The following is an 18,309-nucleotide window of genomic DNA, read 5'->3' on the forward strand; positions in this document are numbered from 1 at the left end:
GGGCAATCGACCGGCGGATTCCCGGTCGCAACGGCGGTATTGCAGGGCGTACGAGGAGATATGGACGATTCACTTTTCTTTCTGGGCCTGGCCTCGCTGCTGCTGGTCCTGACCCACGTGGTCCCGTCCAGCGTCGGGATTCGGCGGCGCCTGGTGGCCATGCTCGGTGAAACGGTCTTTGCCGCGATCTATTCGCTGCTGGCCCTGCTGATGATTGTGTGGACTGTAATCGAGTATCGCGATGCATCAACCGTGTATCTGTGGAACCCCGGTTTGCTTCATGTGCTTCCGCTGATCGTGATGCCCTTCGCCATGATTTTGCTGGTGGCCTCGGGATTGTCGCGCAATCCGACCGTGTACGGAAAAGGGGATGAGTTGAGAGAGGACGCGGGTGCGAAAGGAATGATTCGCATAACCCGTCATCCTTTCCTGTGGGCGGTCATGCTGTGGGCGGCTGCACACATCGCCGCCAACGGTGATCTTGCTTCGCTGTTGTTTTTCGGGGGCTATCTCGCGCTTGCTGCTGTGGGTTCCGTGGCCCTGGACCGGAAATACGCCGATCGTTATGGAGAGGCCTGGATGCCGTTCGCGCGGCAGACGTCAAACATACCGTTTGCCGCCGTACTCGGCGGCCGTAACCGCATCATCTGGGGCGAGATCGGCTGGCTGATCCCGGTCCTCGGTCTGGTGATCTACGGCGCAGTTCTTGTCGGACACCAGTGGTTATTCGGCGTCCGGCCCTGGTAGTTTCCGATGACCACCAGCCGACATGAAGAGTGCAAGCCGTTCCCGACCAAGGATGGATCGGAGATCCGCGAACTCATGCATCCAGCGGTCCATGGAAACCGCGCCCAGAGCCTGGCCGAGGCACGGGTGACCATCGGCGCGCGTACGCGAGCCCATCGCCACCGGCTCAGCGAAGAGCTGTATCACGTGCTCGAGGGAGAGGGACTACTGCATCGGGATGGTGAAACCGTACAGCTGTGCCCAGGGGATACTGCCTGCATCCCGCCAGGGACCGTGCACTGGATCGAAAACACCGGCGCCGGCCCGCTGCGCTTCCTGTGCAGCTGCAGTCCGGCCTACAGCCACGACGATACCGAGCTGGTCCCGTGACGTAACGGGGCTTGCGCTCAGCGGCACTTGCGGTCGGGCAGGTCACAGGGCGCCGGTTGAACCCAGAAAAAAATACGTTAATACAGTAGTTTAGGATTGCTTTCTGACTCTGCCGATTTGGCACAGGATGTGCTTTCTTTGTGGGTCGATGGATACGAAACCGGAAAAAGGTCGAGGGATCGGGATCGGGCGACTGACGGCCGCCATGCTATTGGTGGCGACCCTGGGGGCGACGGGCACGGCCGCCCATGCGGCCCTGTATGTCTACCAGATGCGGGATGGTTCGCGCATCGCCACCGACCACCCGCTGAGCAACAAGAACTACAAGCTCATCCGAACGGGCAGCAACCCGGCCGGCGTCGGAATCCTGTTGGCGGCCCGCACACCGCAGTTCTTTCGCGCGAATCCAAAGGCCTACGATCGTCTGATCGCCCATTCAGCGGCGCGGCAAAAGGTAAACAGGGCCCTGGTGAAGGCCATCATTCATGCGGAATCGGGGTTCAATCCCTACGCAACCTCGGACAAGGGTGCCTGCGGATTGATGCAGCTGATGCCCGGAACGGCCGAGATGTATGGTGTGAGTAATCTGTACGACCCGGAGCAGAACATCCGCGCCGGCGTCCGCCACCTCAAGTATCTGCTGCGACTGTTTCGCAATAATACCCGTCTCGCAGTCGCCGCCTATAATGCCGGCGAGAACGCCGTGCGCAAGTACCGGGGAGTTCCGCCCTACACGGAAACCCGCAACTATGTGACGCGGGTGCTTCGATACAAAAGACGCTATAGCAGCCGGGCGCGGGGCAGCGGCGCCTGATGCGGTAACGCGTTGATTCACTCTATGGTAGACTCACGCGCCTCCCTGCCGGGGCCGGCCGTCCGCTGGTGCGAGCCCGTTGCGGGAGATCGACCAAGAATGAACAGGTGTACGGGTCCGTTGTCACGGAACCCTTCTACAGGTCCGGAGTTCCATGCGTCGCCAACTTCTGAGTTCCCAGCGTCGACTCCTTTCAGTCAGTCGATGGAAGACCCGTCTGGTTTTCTGGAGCGGTGCTGTGGCCATTGGCGGCGCCGCTGCCGTATTCGCCAAGGGCGCGGACTACGCTGACCACTATTTCCATCTGGCCCTGAAGTACGGGTGGTGGGTTCCACTGATCCTCACGCCCGCCGGCCTGGTGCTGGTGGCCTTTCTTACGCGCAAGGTTCTCCCGGGAGCCGAGGGTAGCGGGATTCCCCAGGCCATCGCCGCCCTTCGTTCGCGCAACGAGCCCCATCGCAGTATGTTGCTGTCCATGCGCATCGCCGTGGGCAAGATCCTGCTGACCCTAATCGGCCTCTTGTCCGGGGCTTCCATCGGGCGCGAGGGTCCGACCGTGCACGTTGGCGCGGCGGTCATGTACTCCATCGGCCGGTTTGCCAAGTTCCCGCGCCACGATATCGAACGCGGCCTGATTCTGGCCGGTGGCGCCGCCGGTATCGCCGCCGCCTTCAATACGCCCATCGCGGGTATCGTGTTTGCCATCGAGGAGATGAGCCAGTCGTTCGAGGAAGAGACCAGTGGAACGCTGTTTCTCGCCGTCGTGCTGGCGGGCGTGGTGGCTGTGGCCGTCCTGGGCGATTACACCTATTTCGGCCGTACCGAGGCCTCCATGGTGTCCTATACCAACTGGATTGCGGTGGCGGTATGTGGAGTCGTCGGCGGGGCCTTTGGTGGAATTTTTTCCTGGGCTATCGTGACTGGCAACCGCAAACTGAGACCCTTCGCACGTCGCCATCCCCTATACCTTGCCGCGGCCTGCGGTCTGGTCGTTGCCGGAGCCGGAATCCTGACCCACGGCGACGCCTTCGGAACCGGGTACAGCGCGGCACGGGAACTGGTGACGGGCTCGGGTCACAGTTCGTTTCTCTATCCCGTTATGAAGATGGTCGCGACCGTGGCTTCCTACTTCAGCGGCATTCCCGGCGGTATCTTCGCTCCGTCACTTTCCGTCGGCGCCGGTCTCGGAGATCTTCTCAGCAACTTCATGCCCGGTGTTCCGGTTACCGTGGTGGTGATCCTGGGCATGGTGGCCTATTTCTCGGGTGTGGTGCAGACCCCCATCACCGCCTTTGTCATCGTGATGGAAATGACGGCCAACCAGACTATGTTGTTGCCCTTGATGGCGGCTTCCTTCATTGCCTACGGCGTTTCGACCATGATCTGCAAACAGCCCATCTACCGCGCACTGTCCGAGGCCTTTGTCTGGGTGGAGCCGGAAACGAAGGAGGACGAAAAACCCGAAGAAGAAGAGGGGGAAGCGGCGCCGGCGGAAGGCGAGGCGAACACCGCTGCGGACGACAAACCTTCCGATCGGGTATGATTGGGCTTCGCCGAACAGCGAATGGGGGCGTGAAATGAGCGAGCAGGCGGACCAGCTAATGTCCAAGGAGGCACGCATCCTGCGTGCAATGCGCAAGACGCTGACGGGAATCATCAAGGATACCGCCACCGAGCCCGGCATGAAGCATCCCTTGTCCGGCGATACAATCGAGGACATTCGCCAGTGTCTGGGCCTGATCGCGGCGCGCGAACAGGAGTTGCTTCAGGAAGCGGGCGTGGAAAACAATATGCGGCCGAAGTTTATCGACGAGCCCGACGCCGACGCCAGCACGGTAGTGCCAATCAGCAGTATTACCCGCAACAAGAAGCCGAAGTCCTGAGCCGGTCGCTCAGGCGCCCGTAGTCAATTCCAGCAGCAGCCCGTTCAGGCGCTGAACGAAATCCGCCGGATCCTCCAGCTGGCTGCCTTCGGCCAGGCGCGCCTGATCGTACAGAATATTGGCCCAGTCCCGGAAGCGTGTGTCATCGTCCAGCGTCGCCAGGCGATCGACCAGGGGATGGTTCGGATTGATCTCAAGGATCTTCTTGCTCGGCCCGATGTCCTGTCCTGCTTCCCGCAGGATGCGTTCCATATTGCTGCCCAGGTCCGCGGCATCCGCCACCAGACAGGCCGGCGACTCGGTCAGTCGATGGGATACCCGTACGGACTTGACCCGTTCGTTCAGTGACTCACCGATGCGATCCAGCAGTGGCTTGAGTTCGGCCGCATTGTCTGGCTCGCCCTCCTCTTCACCCAACTCCGAGGGATCCAGATCCCCTTTGGTCACGGACGCCAGAGGTTTGCCATCGAACTCGCTGAGGTGTGCCGTGACCCATTCATCGATCCGGTCGCTGAGCAGCAGTACCTCGATACCGCGTTTGCGGAAGATCTCCAGGTGCGGGCTGTGGCGCGCCGCCGCCCGGGTTTCCGCGGTGACGTAGTAGATCTTGTCCTGACCCTCGCCCATGCGAGCGACATAGTCGGCCAGGGATGTATCCTCCGCATCGCCCTTGCTGGCTGTGGTGCAGAAACGGAGCAGTCCGGCGATTTGCTCGCGGTTCGTTTGATCCTCGACCACGCCTTCCTTCAGCACGCGTCCGAATTCGGTCCAGAAACTGGCGTACTTGTCCTTGTCATTCTTCGCCAGGTTCTCAAGCAGCCCCAGCACCTTCTTGGTGGAACCGGCGCGAATCGCGTCGATGTCCTTGCTGTGCTGGAGAATTTCGCGTGAGACATTGAGCGGCAGGTCCGCCGAATCGATGATCCCGCGCACGAAACGCAGGTAGTTGGGCATCAGTTGCTCGGCGTCATCCATGATGAACACACGCCGTACGTACAGTTTGATCCCGTAACGGCGATCGCGATCCCACAGATCGAACGGCGCATGGGCGGGGATGTACAATAGCGAGGTGTATTCCTGCTTGCCTTCCACGCGGCTGTGCACATGGGCCAGCGGGTTCTCGAAATCGTGGGCGATGTGCTTGTAAAACTCGTCGTATTCGTCCGCGCCAACCTCCGACTTGGGCCGGGCCCACAGGGCCGAGGCACTGTTCACTGTTTCATCGCTGCCATCGGCGGCGGGCATGATCACCGGGATGGTGATGTGATCCGAATACTTGCGAATGATGGAACGCAATCGCTGGGCGTCGAGGAATTCGTCTTCGCCCTCGCGCAGGTGCAGTACAACCTCGGTTCCACGGCCCGCCTTGTCCACCGTTTCCAGGGTGTAGTCGCCGGTCCCTTCCGATTCCCAGCGCACGCCGTGTTCGGCGCCCAGACCGGCGCGGCGCGTGGTCAGGGTGACACGATCGGCGACGATGAAGGCGGAGTAGAAGCCGACGCCGAACTGGCCGATCAGCCTGGCATCCCGTGCCTGGTCGCCGGTCAGTGACTCGAAGAACTGGCGCGTTCCGGATTTGGCAATCGTGCCGATGTGGTCGATGACTTCCTGGCGGCTGAGGCCGATCCCGTTGTCGCGTACTGTCACCGTGCGGGCATCCTTGTCGAAGGAGACATGGATCTTCAGTTCGTTGTCGTTTTCGTACAGCGCGTCGTCGCTCAGGGCCTCGAAGCGCAGTTTGTCAGCCGCGTCGGCGGCATTGGAGATCAGCTCGCGCAGGAAGATCTCCTTGCTGCTGTAAAGCGAGTGGATCATCAGATCCAGCAGCTGTTTGACCTCGGCCTGAAAGCCCAGGGTTTCCTTGTGTGCGTTTGCGCTCATGGTTGTGTAGCGTGCTCCCGTTGGTCGGCGGTTTGATCTTGTGAAGTAGGGAGAAAACTGGGGATTTGGGTGGCGGCTTTCAAGTCCGGTTTCAGTGATTGGCGACGCGCAAGACCTCCACCGCGGCAAAGTGTTCTTGCAGGGTCTGGGTGGTTTCACGTGCCAGATGTTGTTCCGGTGACAGGCCGTTGTCCGGATCCTGGCGCAGGCTGCCGCTGAAGCGCACGCGCACCGACATCGGGGCATAGTGGCGCGCCAGGTGATGTAGCGATTCCGCCCGGCCGGGCCGGACGTGGGGCAGGGTTTCGGCCACGGTCTGGATGGCCGCAATCTCCACTCCGCGGACGAGCTCGCGCAGGTCGGCCCGTACCGTACGATGCACCACCTGGGCGACCATGGAATAGATGTGTTTGGCCGCGGCGAGCAGCTGCGGATCGATTCCATCCATGTGATTGAAATAATCAAGAGCCGGGTAGTAGCCCAGGCCGTGTTCCTGTACCGCCGTATCCACCTGATCCGCCAGATTGGGCCCGATCAACAGCGCCATGTCCCCGAACTGGATATCCAGCTCCTGGGGCGAAAGCGTGAGCAGGACCTCGACGTCGTAGCGTGGAAACAGGGCGGTGGACATGGGGATCAGATCTTTGCCGAGTTGGTCAGGATGGCGAACTGCTCGAACAGCGGGCCGGTCACGGGCTCCAGCTTGCGTCGCATCAGGGTGCCCTCGGCCGTGGTATGGGCAAAGATCGGCGTGACCAATGCATCGCTGACACCGGCCAGCAGCAGCACCGCGCCCAGCTCGGCGCGCAACTGCGGGGCGTGCTCCAGTATCGCGGCGACATCGTCCGGGGCCCGTTCGCACAGACCGTCGACACATCCCAGGAGCTCTGCAATGTCGCGCAGGAGCGGATCCACGCGGCGCGCGGGTGCGAAGTAGTCGCCAATGGTATTGAGCAGGGCTACAACCACATCCTGGTTTGCCGGCTTGCGCAGGACGCCTTCGGCATGGCGAAGGTAGGTTTGACCTGCGCCGCCCAGGGCCCGATGCAGGGTTTCGGCGATCTCGTTGCCGGCCTCCACCAGCGGCATCAGGGCCACGGCCGTGGTGGCGAAGTCTCCGCGCTCGGGCGACGGTTCCGGAAGGTCTTCGGGAGTGGCCTGCAGGAAGCCGACGCGATAGGCGTTGCGGCGCGCGCCGCTGGCCCAGACCTTCTCGCGCGCGCCATCGTCAATCAGGCCCGGCTGCAGAACCAGGCGCACGGTATCGACCATCTGTTGCGGTTCGGTTTCGAAGGCCAGGTGTTCCACCAGGTGTACGGCCAGTACGCGGCCCATTTCGCTCCCGGCAACCTGCGGGTTCGCCAGCATGCGCCGCGCGTTGTCCGAACTCGGGTCGATCCACCAGGCCCGTCGCGCGAGTTCGCAGGTAAGCCCCGGGGCATTGGAAACCGCGACCACGGCTTCCGGTTCTCCCAGCATCAGCAATTCGGCGAGACCTTCATCCCGCGCCTGGCCCATGCGCGTCCAGCGCCGCAGGAACACCGGGTAGCCACCGGGAGAGCCGAGGACGTGCCCGGAAATGAGTTCGCGCACCTGCTTGAGGTACTGGTCCGCACGGCAGTTGGCGTGCAACTCAATACGCGATTCGGTATCGCCGCTCAATGCATGCAGCGTCATCCGCGACTCGTCAATGCGCACGGCATCGATGCCGCTATGCAGCATCACGTTGAGCTTCAGGGTGTCTTCGTTCGAAAGTGCCACGTCAAGTCTTGCGCCGGGTGCGAGAGCGGCGCACAGGATACCGTAGTGTGCCGCCTAGTTCAGTTGCAGTCGCTGGCCCCAGGGAACGGGTTGTTTGCCCTTCACCAGCCAGATAACGGGATAGTGGGGTTCGTTTTGCGGAAATTCACCCTGGGCATCGGTGAAATAGATAAGCAGATCGGGTTCGCGGTCCTGTCGGCCCGTCCATTCGAACACCGGCCGAAAATCGGTGCCGCCGCCACCCTGCAGTTTCTCCGGAGGTTCCAGGGTTTCCCAGGGCTCAAATACCCAGGGGCATCCGCCGCTCAGCTCGGCATCGCAGGCGAGCAGGGTGATGCGGGCACGCATCTGGCCCTTGATGGCATCGATCTCTGAAAGGAACTCGCCGATCTCCCGGTCCGCCACCGAACCGCTGGTGTCGATGGCAACGACCAGGTCAGTTTGGGCACTGCGCAGGCTGGGGAAGATGGCATCGCCCTCGCGCCGGCTGGACGGGCGCATATAGCTGTAGTCGTCGTGGGCAACGCGGGTCATGTAGCGCGCCAGCAGCATGCGCCAGGGGAGTTGTGGCTGCAGCAGATGATCGACCAGCCGCGCCATGGCGCCACCGAGCTTGCCTGCCTGCATGGCCTGTTGTGCGGCACCGGCCAGGCGCTGTTGCCACTGCACGGCCAGGGAATCCCGTTCCTGATCGCTCAGGGGCGGGGGCGGTGAGGCGCCGCCCTTCGATTCATCGGTCTCCCCGTGCTCACCGGATCCCTGGCCGTCCTGGGGCGGGTTCTCACCCCGGCCCGAACCCGAGTCGGAACCGGGCGGTGGTGGCGGGGAGTTTTGCGGCGCGTTTCCCTGGCCGGATTCGCTCTGGTTCTCGTCGTACAGGTGCTGGTCCATGGGTTCCTGATCCGCGTTTTCGTCGATCAGGGGGTAGATTTCCTCCGCGGTCATACCTTCGTATTCGCGCAGCAGCAGCGCATCGGGCGTCGGGATCAGGCCGTCGTTTGCCAGCAACGGATTGATGGCGAAGTCGCAGGCCACATCCCACCGATGTTTGTCCCGATGTCCGCGACGCGCAAAATGGGAAAGGGCGCAATGCATGGCCTCGTGGGCAAGCACGAATTGGGTTTGTTCCAGACTGAGTGCGTCGATGTAGGCGCGGTTGTAGTAGAGCTTGCGCGCGTCCGTGGCCAGGGTCTTGCACCACCTGGGATCGCCGGCTACGAGCGGAAGACGCAGGACCAGGGCGCCGAGAAAGGGCTTGTCGAGGATCAGGCGCGTGCGCGCCGCGCTGAGTTTGGTTTCTATCGCGTCGTCGGCCACGGGATCAGGAATCGTACAGCATGACGTCCGCGACGTTCTTGGCCCACTGCTGGAATTGGGGAACGGCGAAGATCTTCTCGCCAATGGCGCGGTGCATGTCCGACACCAGCATGACCCCCATCTCGCGGCTGGGGAAGCGCCCGGCGTAATCGAGAATATGGCCCAGGGCCTCGGTGCCGTTCTGTCCGTTCTGTGAGCGGATGGAACGGCCGACCAGGGCCGCGGCCACCGCATACTGCAAATCGGTTTCCTTCGGTACCGGGACCGAGGGATCGCCGGCGGTGATGGCATCGATATCGGGCAACTGGTCGAGATTGTCGATGAAGGCCTTGAGTTCCACCCCGGCGGCCGGTCCTACGCACGCCTGCAGCGCACCGAGAATGAGATCGGGCTTGTCGAGAAATTTGTGTAGCGCACGATGGGCGAACTCCCACGAGCGCGGGGAAGGGAAGGCCACGGGGTTGTGCGCGGGATCGAAATCGAACAGGAGTTCGGGACGGAAACGCAGAAACGCGATGATGCGTTCATCGATCTCGTGCGCGTAGGCCCACTGCACCCAGTCATCAAGATTGGTCTCGAACTCCAGATGCGAAAAACGATTGGCGAGGGGCGCCGGCATGCTGTAGGTAACTCCACGGTCGCCCTGGCGATTGCCGGCGGCGAAAATCGCCCAGCCGTCAGGGATGTGGTACTCGCCCAGCCGGCGATCGAGAATCAGCTGATAGGCGGCGGCCGATACGGTGGGTGCGGCCGAGGTGATCTCGTCCAGGAACAGAATGCCTCGCGGGCCATGGCGCTCGGCATCCGGCAGCAGTGCCGGGATGGCCCATTCCACCAGATCATCGACGCGGAAGGGGATGCCGCGCAGATCCGAAGGCTCCATCTGCGACAGGCGAATGTCGATCACGGGTACCCGGTGGCGCTCGCCGATTTCCTGTACCAGCTGTGATTTGCCCACGCCGGGTGGACCCCAGAGCATGACCGGCGTGTGGTGGCCATGCTCGGTACTCAGGAACTCTCCGTCGAGTATGGCTCGTACGTGGGCAGGGCGCATGTGAACTCCGTTGAAACCGTTGAGAAGATTGCGTAGGGAAAGGGATTTTACATTTTCTGTTAGAGTAAGTCCTATCAATATAAGCACAGAATCGTTGTGCCGATAGGCCGCGAGGGAAGCGCATGGGGCAGGACATCAACGGCGGTCGGTACCAGAAGCAGGACTTTGATGCCTTCCGCGCACGCCTGACAGAGGAAACCGATCTGCTGCACGCATTCCTGCAGGAGGGGCGGTTCGCGGACGGGGCTCGCACTGGCGGCTATGAGGTGGAGGCCTGGCTGGTCGATGGCGAACTTCGACCGGCGCCCATCAACGAGGTGTTTCTCGAGAAGCTGGACGATCCAATGGTGGTGCCGGAGCTGTCCAGTTTCAACGTCGAACTGAATACCGAACCACGGGTCCTGCAGGGGGATGCGTTGCGGCGTATGCACGAGGATCTGGATCGCGTCTGGAGCCGCTGTCGCGAAGCGGCATCGCAACTGGGTGCCGAACTGCTCGCGACCGGGATCCTGCCGACGGTGCGGGAAGATGATCTGGTGCTGGACAACATGTCGCACCGGCCACGTTACCGCGCTCTCAATGAACAGATTCTGCGCCTGCGAAAGGGTGAACCCATCCATCTCGATATCGCCGGTCGCGAAGTCCTCGATGTATCCCATCATAACGTCATGCTGGAAGCCGCGGCGACTTCGTTTCAGATCCACCTCAAGGTCGGGCCCGAGGAAGCGGTACGCTATTTCAATGCCTCGATCGTTCTTTCGGCACCCATGGTTGCTGCCTGTGCCAATTCGCCTTTCCTGTTCGGTCGTGACCTTTGGGACGAGACCCGCATCCCGCTCTTCGAGCAGGCGGTGTCGGTACGCTCGACGCGATCGAGGGGTGCGGACCGGGTAAACTTTGGAATGGGCTACGCTCAGGAATCGTTGGTCGAGTTTTTCGACGAAAACATTGCGCGCTACGATATCGTGTTGCCCGAAGCGCTTGATGAGGCTGCCGACCGGTTCCCCCATGCACGTCTGCACAACGGAACGATCTGGCGCTGGAACCGCCCGTTGATCGGCATGGACGAAGATGGGCGGCCGCATTTCCGGATTGAACACCGTGTTGTTCCTTCCGGCCCAAGCCTGGTGGACATGATTGCCAATGCCGCATTCTATTTCGGGTTGGTCCACGGTCTGGCCGAGGCGAGCGAGGTGCCGGAGAACCAGCTGACCTTTGAGCTGGCGCGGGCGAACTTTTACAATGCCGCAAGACAGGGACTGAATGCGCACATCACCTGGCTGGACGGGGAAACCGTTCCGGTTCAGGCCCTGCTCATGGAAGAATTGATTCCACTCGCGGGGGATGGCCTTCGAGCGCAGGGTTTCGACGAAGCGGATGTGGACTACTACATGGCCATCCTTCGCGATCGGGTCAGCAGCTGGTGCAATGGAACCGCATGGCAGCGTGCGTGGGTGGAATCCCACGGCCGGGACATGACCGGCCTGGCGAAGGCGATTCTGCGTGCGCAGCACGGCCGCGCTCCGGTGCACGAATGGGAGATCTGAAGGCGTGCATGATTTGAACCTCAACCTAAACGTACTGGATGGACTCCCGGCTGGTCTGCTGGAACTTCAGGCCCGGTCGCTTCATACCCTGCTTTCGGGACCGACCCTGATTCATCTGCCCGGCCGGCGACCGGAGCCGCTGTTTGTTTCCGTGCTTTTGCACGGAGACGAGGACGGTGGCTGGGAGGCCATGCGGCGCCTGCTGCGGCGATACGACGAAAGGAATGAATTGCCCCGCGCCCTGTCCCTGTTCATTGGCAATGTAGAGGCGGCGCGCCATGGTGTACGATTTCTCGAGGGGCAGGCCGACTACAACCGGGTTTGGGAAGATCATTCCGGCAACGAGAATCTTCCGGAACGTCTGCTGATGCGGCAGGTGGTCTCGGAGATGGAAGCACGCGGACTGTTCGCTGCCATCGACGTGCACAACAACAGTGGGCTGAATCCGCATTACGGCTGTGTTCGTCATCTCGACCACGAGCATTTGCATCTTGCGGCATTGTTCTCGCGCACCGTGGTCTTTTTTCGTACTCCCATCGGAGTGCAGACCGGCGCCTTCGCCGAACTCTGTCCGGCCGTAACCATCGAGGCGGGCAAGTCGGGTCAGGCCCACGGTGTGGAGCACATTCTCGAATTTGTCGACGCGGTGCTGCATCTGTCGCAATGGCCGGACCATCCGGTGGCGGAGCACGATGTCGACCTGTTCCATACCGTTGCGGTATGCAAGGTGCCGGAACCCGTCAGCTTCGGGTTCGGGGAGTCCGACACCGATATTGAGTTCCTTCGTAACCTGGACCATCTGAATTTTCGTGAGCTGCCCGCAGGCACGACACTCGGGCGCATCCACGGATCGAAGGCGGTGCCGCTGGATGTGCGGGACGAAGGCGGAGAGGATGTGACCGCCCGCTTCTTCCGCGTCCACGGGGGCGAGCTTCAGACGACGCTACCGGTCATGCCGTCGATGTTATCGGTAAACGCCACGGCGATTCGGCAGGACTGCCTGTGTTATCTCATGGAGCGCTATCCGGGATTTCATTCCGGCCGCCCGACTTCCGCATCCTCGATCGGCTAGGTCGAAGCCTTTCGGCAGCTCAATCGTGACGACCCCGCGCCTGATTCTTTTCCCGTCCGTGGCCGATGCCATACCGCCGGATCTCCATCAGTGGCGGGCCTCCCTACTGGATGCCGGACTGACAGGCGCACCGTTGTCGTCGTCGGGCGATGAGTGCTTTCGTACCGGAAAACGTTTCCTCGACTTTGTCAGTTTCCTTGGTTGTTCCCCTACACTGAACCTCGATGGATCCGAATCCGACAAGGATTCGCCGAATACCTATTCCATCGAGGTACCGGTGCCGGTTGCGGAGGTGCAGTTCCTGGGCGATCCCGCCGGCGCTCCGCGGTGCCCCGGCTGTGGTGCCGGTTTCGCAGACTGGCGAGACCATATGCCCGACAAGGTACAAGACGAGTTGCCTTGTCCGCATTGCGGAAAGGGATTCGCGGCCATGGCCTGGAACTGGCGCCGGCAGGCGGGCTTCGGGCGCTACTGGATCAATGTAAGAGGTGTCCACGAAGGAGAGGCCGTACCCACAGACTCGCTTCTCGCCGCGTTGAAAAGGCTGAGCGGAGTGGTCTGGGACTACGCCTACAGTCGAACATAGTTCGGGACGAAATGCGGGCCGGCTGCTACACTGAAAGATCGGTTCCGGGCACAGAGAGGAGAAAATGACAAACGGCCGGCATCGGATTGAAATCTATGAACCTGCGGAATTCACGTCGCAGCCCCTGAACGTGCACGGAATATCCGTCATTGAATCTCCGGAACACAAGCAGGCCTACCTGTGTGAGCTGGATGACGCGATCCGGATTGACGAGGGCGAGGTGCATGAAGTGGTCTTGCGGCCTCGCCATGACGATCCTATCGATCGCTGCGTCAGCAGCACCTGCACGGTACTGATTTCCTGTGTCAAACCGGGCCAGTCGCTCACGCAGCAGGGGGATTTCCGCTATACGGACGTGATCAACTGGGGAGTGGGCAAGATTACGCCGGTGGAGGTGAACGAGGGCTAGACGGTTTCTTCGGCGCCGATTGCGTCGAGAAACTCGCTGGCGGTGGCGAACCGTTGTTCCGGATCCAGGGAGCAGGCGCGGGCCAATGCTTCGGCCAGTGCTGCGGGCGGCTTGTCCAGGTATTTTGAAACTGGCCGGTATTTTCTTCCGCCGAGGTCAGCAGAATCCTTCGCGTGACCGTAGGGAAGTTTCCCTGTCAGCAGGTTGTAGACGGTAACGCCGGTGGCGAATATATCGGAGCGCTCATCCAGCTTCTGCGTTGTCCATACCTCCGGCGCGAGGTATATCGGATTCAGTACGCGCAGTCCGACCTCTTCTCCGCGTTTCAGCCAGTAGCTTACGCGATGGGCATCGAACCCGAGAAACTGGATCGAACGGGTATATTTGTTCAGGATTATGTTCTCCGGACGTATGTCGCCGTGGTAGATGCGCTTGGTGTGAATGTCCACAAGAAATGTCGCCAGCTGCCGGGCGATCGCCACACACTCCTTCGGTGCCAGCTTGCCCTTTCTCCGCAAACGGGCCGCCAGGTTTTCACCATCGACCGCATCGTGCACCGCGTACAGGCAGGATCGGCGATTGCGCTCTACCGGCAGTGACTGGGCAATAAAGGTGTCACCAAGTCGTCGGGCAAGCCGTTCGTCACGCAGGAACAGCAGGCGCAGGCGCGGGTCGCGCATGAACCCGGGTTCCGGAAACTTGAGGACGACGGGCAAGTCGCCGACGATATCGACGGCGCTGTAGTAATGCGCCAGACGGCCCTTGCGCCGACGCTTCACGATGTGGAAATTGTCGATGATCTCACCGGCCTCGGGCAGGTTGCACACGGGCGGTACCTGGGCGTATTCCGATGGTTCGGGTTTGTCCGGTACGGAGTTTACGTAAACCACCGCAGCTGTTCCGCTTCGCGCACCGTGGGTGATTGCCTTGCGTACGATTCCCTCGGCGATAGCTGCGGCGCTGGGATCCACCGAGGGTGATTGCCTTGCGTACGATTCCCACGGCGATAGCTGCGGCGCTGGGATCATCCAGCAGAAGACTGATGAATGCGGTGCCCTCCAGTTTTGCGTGGGCGCTTTCGGTGGTGACGATCAGAATATCGCCGGCCTCCAGCGTGCCCGAATGGTATTCGGGCTGTACCTGTGCCTCCAGCCCGCACGCCCGTGTCACAACCGGTGCAGATGCGACCCTGGGAATGGCGTGATCGTTGGTTAGCTGACGCAGGCGTGAATCCCGGTACAGCCATACCCGATTGTTGCCAGCGTGCGCCGTGTGCCAGTATCCTCCCTGAACGACGAGTGCGCTCAGGGTTACGGAGTGTCGGTTATGGACGTCACTTCGAGCCAGGCGATTGGCGTTGTCGAAGGCAATGGTGAAAGTATCCTTGATGGAGAGATATTCCGGGACGGACAAGAAGTCTTCGGCGAAGACATTGACGAGTTCCTTGGCGGGTTCTCCCTCCTCGTATGCGCCGAGCAGCCCGGCCACCGCTACGAGCGCACCGTGGTGCGTCGCGGCGGGTGCCGCGAGCCACTGGTTCGTTCCGGCGGTCGAGTTTTCGTCGCCGGCGGCAGCGCCGGAGGCGACGGCGATATCTATAACCAGACTGGACATTGACTAGAACAGGACCCCTGATATTGGCTCGGCTACTTCCGTTTCCTGCTTTGAGCAAGCTGCTGTTTATTATAGGTGCTGCCCCGGCGTCATTCCCAATGCCCCGTCGGCTAGCCCGCCGAAGGGCCTGGCAGCCGTATTTTGCTCCGCTTCTGATGCTTGCTCTGCTCTCCGCGGGCGGGTGTTCCGGAAAATCCGGTTCCCTGGTGGCGGAATCCCCGTCATCGGGAGATGCGGCCCCATCGGCGGAACCAGCCGTGGAAAACGACGATCCGTATCGACCCGCCAACGTCCGGGTGTACAAGTTCAACGACACGGTTGATCATCTGATCCTCAAGCCCATGGCTCAAGGCTATCAGTTTGTCACACCGAGGCTTGTGAGTCGCGGCGTGACCAATTTCTTCTCCAATCTGGGTGAGCCTCGGGTCATCATGAACGATTTGTTCCAGGGTAAATTGCGGCAGGCGATTGGTGATGCGACGCGGTTTGGGGTCAACTCCCTGGCCGGAGTGGGAGGCCTGTTTGATATCGCGACACCCTTCGGCCTGCCCAAACACGATGAAGACTTTGGTCAGACGCTCGCTATATGGGGCTGGAAGGACAGCGCCTACGTCATGCTGCCCGGTCTGGGGTCGAGCAGCACGCGCGACGTTGTCGGTATTGCCGTGGATTTCTTCACCTATCCTCTCCTGTATTACCATGATATCGGTACGCGCAACGCGTTGTATGTCCTGCAGCTGGTCGACCATCGAGCCAATTTGCTCGACGCCGAAGCCGTATTGAACCAGGCCGCGAGCGAGGACGAACGCTACGATTTCGTACGCGAGGCCTATACCCAGCAGCGTGAGAATGAGATCTATGACGGCAATGCACCCCTGGATCTGCCTTACAAGCTGGACAACGACACGCCGGATACCGGCGGAAAACCGAAGCAGTGACCGTCCGGCCCCTGGCATGGTTGATCCTGGTCGCGGGGTTTGCCGCCTCTGTGGCATGGGCAGCCGATCGGCCCGGCACCCGTCGGGTAGAGCAGGACGGCATCTCGCTACGGGTCATACAACGAACCCCCGAACAGATCAGCGCCTTCTACGCGGCCCGGGGTTTCCCGTCCGGGGCCGTGCAACGGCTGGCCCGGGACGCCTGTTTCCTGGGGGTCGGTATTCGCAATGGACGCAAGGAGATCGTGTGGCTGGAGCCGTCTCGCTGGCGCCTGGAACGCGACGGCAAGAGGATCCGGCGCCTGGACCGACCGTACTGGGATCGGGTCTGGGCGAAGATAGGTCTGCCCAAGGCGAGTCAGTCCACCTTCGGCTGGACCCAGCTGCCCGAATCCCGCGATCTGAGGCCGGGGGAAGGGGTAGGCGGGAATATCACGATCGCGCCGACGGCGGGACCTTTCCGCCTTCGGGCCCGGTTCAAGCTCGGGGCCCGGCGCGATCAGGGTGAAATCTCCATCGAAATTGACGGACTGGACTGTCCGGGCCGCTCCGGGACCAGCGGGCGCTAGATTTTGCGTTTTTCCCTTCCTTCTACGGTGAATCGGGGTTAAAATCCGGCGCCGTTTCGGCCAAACCGGCCGGAGAGACCGAATTTTCAGGAGCTGAATTTCATGGTGGTGATACGTCTTGCCCGCGGCGGCGCGAAAAAGCGGCCGTTCTACCGGATTATCGTCGCGGATTCCCGTCGCCAGCCGCTGGGCCGTGCGCTGGAACACGTAGGTTTCTACAACCCCCGCGCTGCGGAAGGGGAGGAGCGCTTGCGTGTGGACCGCGAGCGGGTAGATTTCTGGCTATCCAAGGGTGCCCAGCCCTCGCCGCGCGTCGCCAGCCTGCTGAAACAGGGCTGATTTCCGTGTCCGATCCGGCGCTGCCGGCGGACCGGGTAATACTGGGGCGCATTGTCGGCGTCCATGGCGTCAAGGGCTGGGTCAAGCTGGAGTCCGAAACCCGTCCCCGCGAGGCCATCTTTGAATACAGCCCCTGGGAACTGGGAACCGCCCGGGGGTGGCACAGCTTGAAGGTCCTGGGCGGCAGACCCAGCGGGTCGGGACTGACGGCACAATTGGAAGGAATTGAAGACCGCGACCGTGCGCGGGAATTGATCGGCGCAAGCATCGCGATTCCACGGGATCGACTGCCGCCGCCGGAACCGGGCAGCTACTACTGGGCCGATCTCCAGGGCTGCAAGGTGGTAAACCGCCAGGACATCGATCTTGGGACCGTGAGTCACCTCATCGAAACCGGGGCGAATGATGTGCTGGTGGTGAAAAATGGTCACGAACGCCTGATTCCGTACATCGAATCGGTCGTGCTCGAAGTGGATTTGGCAAGACCTGTGATCCACGTGGATTGGGACGAGGATTTCTAGCGGCGCGGCGACAGCCGGCGCGGAACAAGTGAATATCGAGGAGCAAGTCATGATGAACGAAATCATTCGTGGCATCGAAGCGGAACAGATGGGTGATCGCCAGGTACCGGATTTCGCACCGGGCGACACCGTGGTTGTGCAGGTAAAGGTGCGCGAAGGTGATCGCGAACGTTTGCAGGCTTTCGAGGGCCTGGTGATCGCACGCAAGAACCGGGGCGCGAACTCTTCCTTTACGGTTCGCAAGGTCTCTTACGGCGAGGGTGTGGAACGTGTCTTTCCGTTGTACAGCCCGAACATCGACAGCATTGAGCTCAAGCGTCGCGGACGGGTACGCCGTTCCAAGCTGTACTATCTGCGCGAGCGTTCCGGCAAGGCGGCACGTATTCGCGAGAAGATCTAGCAGCGGCAGTCGATGCCACAAGAAACGGGCGCGCAGGCGCCCGTTTTTTGTGGCCCGTAGTCAAGTCCGCGACCTTCGGTTATCTTTTCGTTCCATGTCGACTCCCTTGTCTGCTGCTTCCGTCCTGTTACTGCTGTTATCGGTCTTCGCCGGAGCGCCCGCGCGGGCGGTGGAGCCAGCACCGGCGAAGGCACCGGACGCCGGGACCGCCCCGGCCCCCGCCCCCGCCAATGACGAACTGCTTGCCCGCGTTCACGGGTTGATCACGGCCGGAGCGCGTGGGCTGGCGGTGCACATCATCGATGAACACCAGTCCCCGAACACTCCGGTCGAGAAGTGGATGCAGTGGGAACGCCTGCGGGTCAAGGCCTACCAGGCATCGGGCGACTGGAAGGCGCTGGTGCAACGGGCCGATCGCCTGATCCCGGATCTGCCGCCGGAGTTCGTGAACTGGATTACCACCGAGGCCGCCCGGGCGGAGCTTTCCA

General features: G+C 61.6%; 22 protein-coding genes. 15 read left to right on the forward strand and 7 right to left on the reverse strand.

Translation table 11 applies throughout. From position 1 onward, the window contains the following. Positions 1–60 precede the first annotated feature (60 nt). From P8X48_02500 to P8X48_02520, 5 genes are all read left to right on the forward strand, one after another. Entirely contained in the window at positions 61–747 is a 687-nt protein-coding gene (locus P8X48_02500; GenBank protein MEJ2106185.1) for an NnrU family protein, read from the forward strand. 6 nt (positions 748–753) lie between these two features. Continuing rightward, positions 754–1,116: a cupin domain-containing protein gene (locus P8X48_02505; protein MEJ2106186.1), complete on the forward strand. Its 363-nt coding sequence runs from the start codon at positions 754–756 to the stop codon at positions 1,114–1,116. Positions 1,117–1,264: 148 nt separating this feature from the next. Continuing rightward, on the forward strand, positions 1,265–1,930 hold the full coding sequence (locus P8X48_02510) for a lytic transglycosylase domain-containing protein (GenBank protein ID MEJ2106187.1): 666 nt from the start codon (positions 1,265–1,267) through the stop codon (positions 1,928–1,930). A 154-nt stretch (positions 1,931–2,084) separates the two neighbouring features. Next, positions 2,085–3,473, forward strand: a complete 1,389-nt coding sequence (locus P8X48_02515) for a chloride channel protein (GenBank protein ID MEJ2106188.1) — start codon at positions 2,085–2,087, stop codon at positions 3,471–3,473. 34 nt (positions 3,474–3,507) lie between these two features. Then, complete coding sequence (locus P8X48_02520; GenBank protein ID MEJ2106189.1) at positions 3,508–3,813, forward strand: hypothetical protein; 306 nt, start codon at positions 3,508–3,510, stop codon at positions 3,811–3,813. A 9-nt stretch (positions 3,814–3,822) separates the two neighbouring features. Here P8X48_02520 and htpG read toward each other — a convergent pair whose 3' ends face one another. The 5 genes from htpG to P8X48_02545 all read right to left on the reverse strand — a co-directional run bounded on the left by htpG (position 3,823) and on the right by P8X48_02545 (position 9,826). Continuing rightward, positions 3,823–5,694 (reverse strand): molecular chaperone HtpG, encoded by a 1,872-nt coding sequence (gene htpG / locus P8X48_02525; GenBank protein ID MEJ2106190.1) that lies wholly within the window; start codon positions 5,692–5,694, stop codon positions 3,823–3,825. A 91-nt stretch (positions 5,695–5,785) separates the two neighbouring features. Continuing rightward, positions 5,786–6,325: a hypothetical protein gene (locus tag P8X48_02530; GenBank protein ID MEJ2106191.1), complete on the reverse strand. Its 540-nt coding sequence runs from the start codon at positions 6,323–6,325 to the stop codon at positions 5,786–5,788. Positions 6,326–6,330: 5 nt separating this feature from the next. Then, positions 6,331–7,455 (reverse strand): hypothetical protein, encoded by a 1,125-nt coding sequence (locus tag P8X48_02535; protein ID MEJ2106192.1) that lies wholly within the window; start codon positions 7,453–7,455, stop codon positions 6,331–6,333. Between the two features lie 54 nt (positions 7,456–7,509). Then, the gene (locus P8X48_02540) at positions 7,510–8,772 is read right to left on the reverse strand and encodes a VWA-like domain-containing protein (GenBank protein MEJ2106193.1); all 1,263 of its coding nucleotides are present in this window, start codon (positions 8,770–8,772) and stop codon (positions 7,510–7,512) included. 4 nt (positions 8,773–8,776) lie between these two features. Continuing rightward, positions 8,777–9,826, reverse strand: a complete 1,050-nt coding sequence (locus tag P8X48_02545; GenBank protein ID MEJ2106194.1) for a MoxR family ATPase — start codon at positions 9,824–9,826, stop codon at positions 8,777–8,779. Between the two features lie 122 nt (positions 9,827–9,948). Between P8X48_02545 and P8X48_02550 the strand changes: the two genes are divergently transcribed. From P8X48_02550 to P8X48_02565, 4 genes are all read left to right on the forward strand, one after another. Beyond that, complete coding sequence (locus tag P8X48_02550; GenBank protein ID MEJ2106195.1) at positions 9,949–11,373, forward strand: glutamate-cysteine ligase family protein; 1,425 nt, start codon at positions 9,949–9,951, stop codon at positions 11,371–11,373. 4 nt (positions 11,374–11,377) lie between these two features. Continuing rightward, on the forward strand, positions 11,378–12,445 hold the full coding sequence (locus P8X48_02555) for a M14 family metallopeptidase (GenBank protein ID MEJ2106196.1): 1,068 nt from the start codon (positions 11,378–11,380) through the stop codon (positions 12,443–12,445). A 25-nt stretch (positions 12,446–12,470) separates the two neighbouring features. Next, positions 12,471–13,031 (forward strand): hypothetical protein, encoded by a 561-nt coding sequence (locus tag P8X48_02560; protein MEJ2106197.1) that lies wholly within the window; start codon positions 12,471–12,473, stop codon positions 13,029–13,031. A 64-nt stretch (positions 13,032–13,095) separates the two neighbouring features. Beyond that, complete coding sequence (locus tag P8X48_02565) at positions 13,096–13,440, forward strand: hypothetical protein (protein ID MEJ2106198.1); 345 nt, start codon at positions 13,096–13,098, stop codon at positions 13,438–13,440. Here P8X48_02565 and P8X48_02570 read toward each other — a convergent pair. After that, positions 13,437–14,330, reverse strand: a complete 894-nt coding sequence (locus P8X48_02570) for a protein kinase (protein ID MEJ2106199.1) — start codon at positions 14,328–14,330, stop codon at positions 13,437–13,439. The two genes, P8X48_02565 and P8X48_02570, sit on opposite strands and share 4 nt — an antisense overlap. Continuing rightward, positions 14,242–15,054, reverse strand: coding sequence for a hypothetical protein (locus P8X48_02575; GenBank protein MEJ2106200.1), 813 nt, complete (start codon positions 15,052–15,054; stop codon positions 14,242–14,244). Before P8X48_02575 ends, P8X48_02570 begins: the two co-directional genes overlap by 89 nt. Before the next feature lie 257 nt (positions 15,055–15,311). On the opposite strand from P8X48_02575, the gene P8X48_02580 reads away from it, so the two are divergent. The 6 genes from P8X48_02580 to P8X48_02605 form a co-directional block, all read left to right on the forward strand. Then, a complete protein-coding gene (locus P8X48_02580) occupies positions 15,312–15,992 on the forward strand; it encodes a VacJ family lipoprotein (GenBank protein ID MEJ2106201.1) in 681 nt (226 codons plus the stop codon). Then, positions 15,989–16,561, forward strand: coding sequence for a hypothetical protein (locus P8X48_02585; GenBank protein MEJ2106202.1), 573 nt, complete (start codon positions 15,989–15,991; stop codon positions 16,559–16,561). Before P8X48_02580 ends, P8X48_02585 begins: the two co-directional genes overlap by 4 nt. A gap of 102 nt (positions 16,562–16,663) precedes the next feature. Then, on the forward strand, positions 16,664–16,900 hold the full coding sequence (gene rpsP / locus P8X48_02590) for a 30S ribosomal protein S16 (protein ID MEJ2106203.1): 237 nt from the start codon (positions 16,664–16,666) through the stop codon (positions 16,898–16,900). Between the two features lie 5 nt (positions 16,901–16,905). Next, positions 16,906–17,421, forward strand: coding sequence for a ribosome maturation factor RimM (rimM, locus tag P8X48_02595; protein ID MEJ2106204.1), 516 nt, complete (start codon positions 16,906–16,908; stop codon positions 17,419–17,421). A 52-nt stretch (positions 17,422–17,473) separates the two neighbouring features. Then, positions 17,474–17,821 carry a 50S ribosomal protein L19 gene (gene rplS, locus P8X48_02600; protein MEJ2106205.1) on the forward strand — a complete coding sequence of 116 codons (348 nt, stop codon included), beginning with the start codon at positions 17,474–17,476 and terminating at the stop codon, positions 17,819–17,821. A 94-nt stretch (positions 17,822–17,915) separates the two neighbouring features. Next, on the forward strand, positions 17,916–18,309 hold a 394-nt coding region (locus P8X48_02605; protein ID MEJ2106206.1), incomplete at its 3' end, for a hypothetical protein.

The organism is Acidiferrobacteraceae bacterium (genome assembly GCA_037388825.1).
In the GTDB taxonomy this organism is placed as follows: domain Bacteria; phylum Pseudomonadota; class Gammaproteobacteria; order Acidiferrobacterales; family JAJDNE01; genus JARRJV01.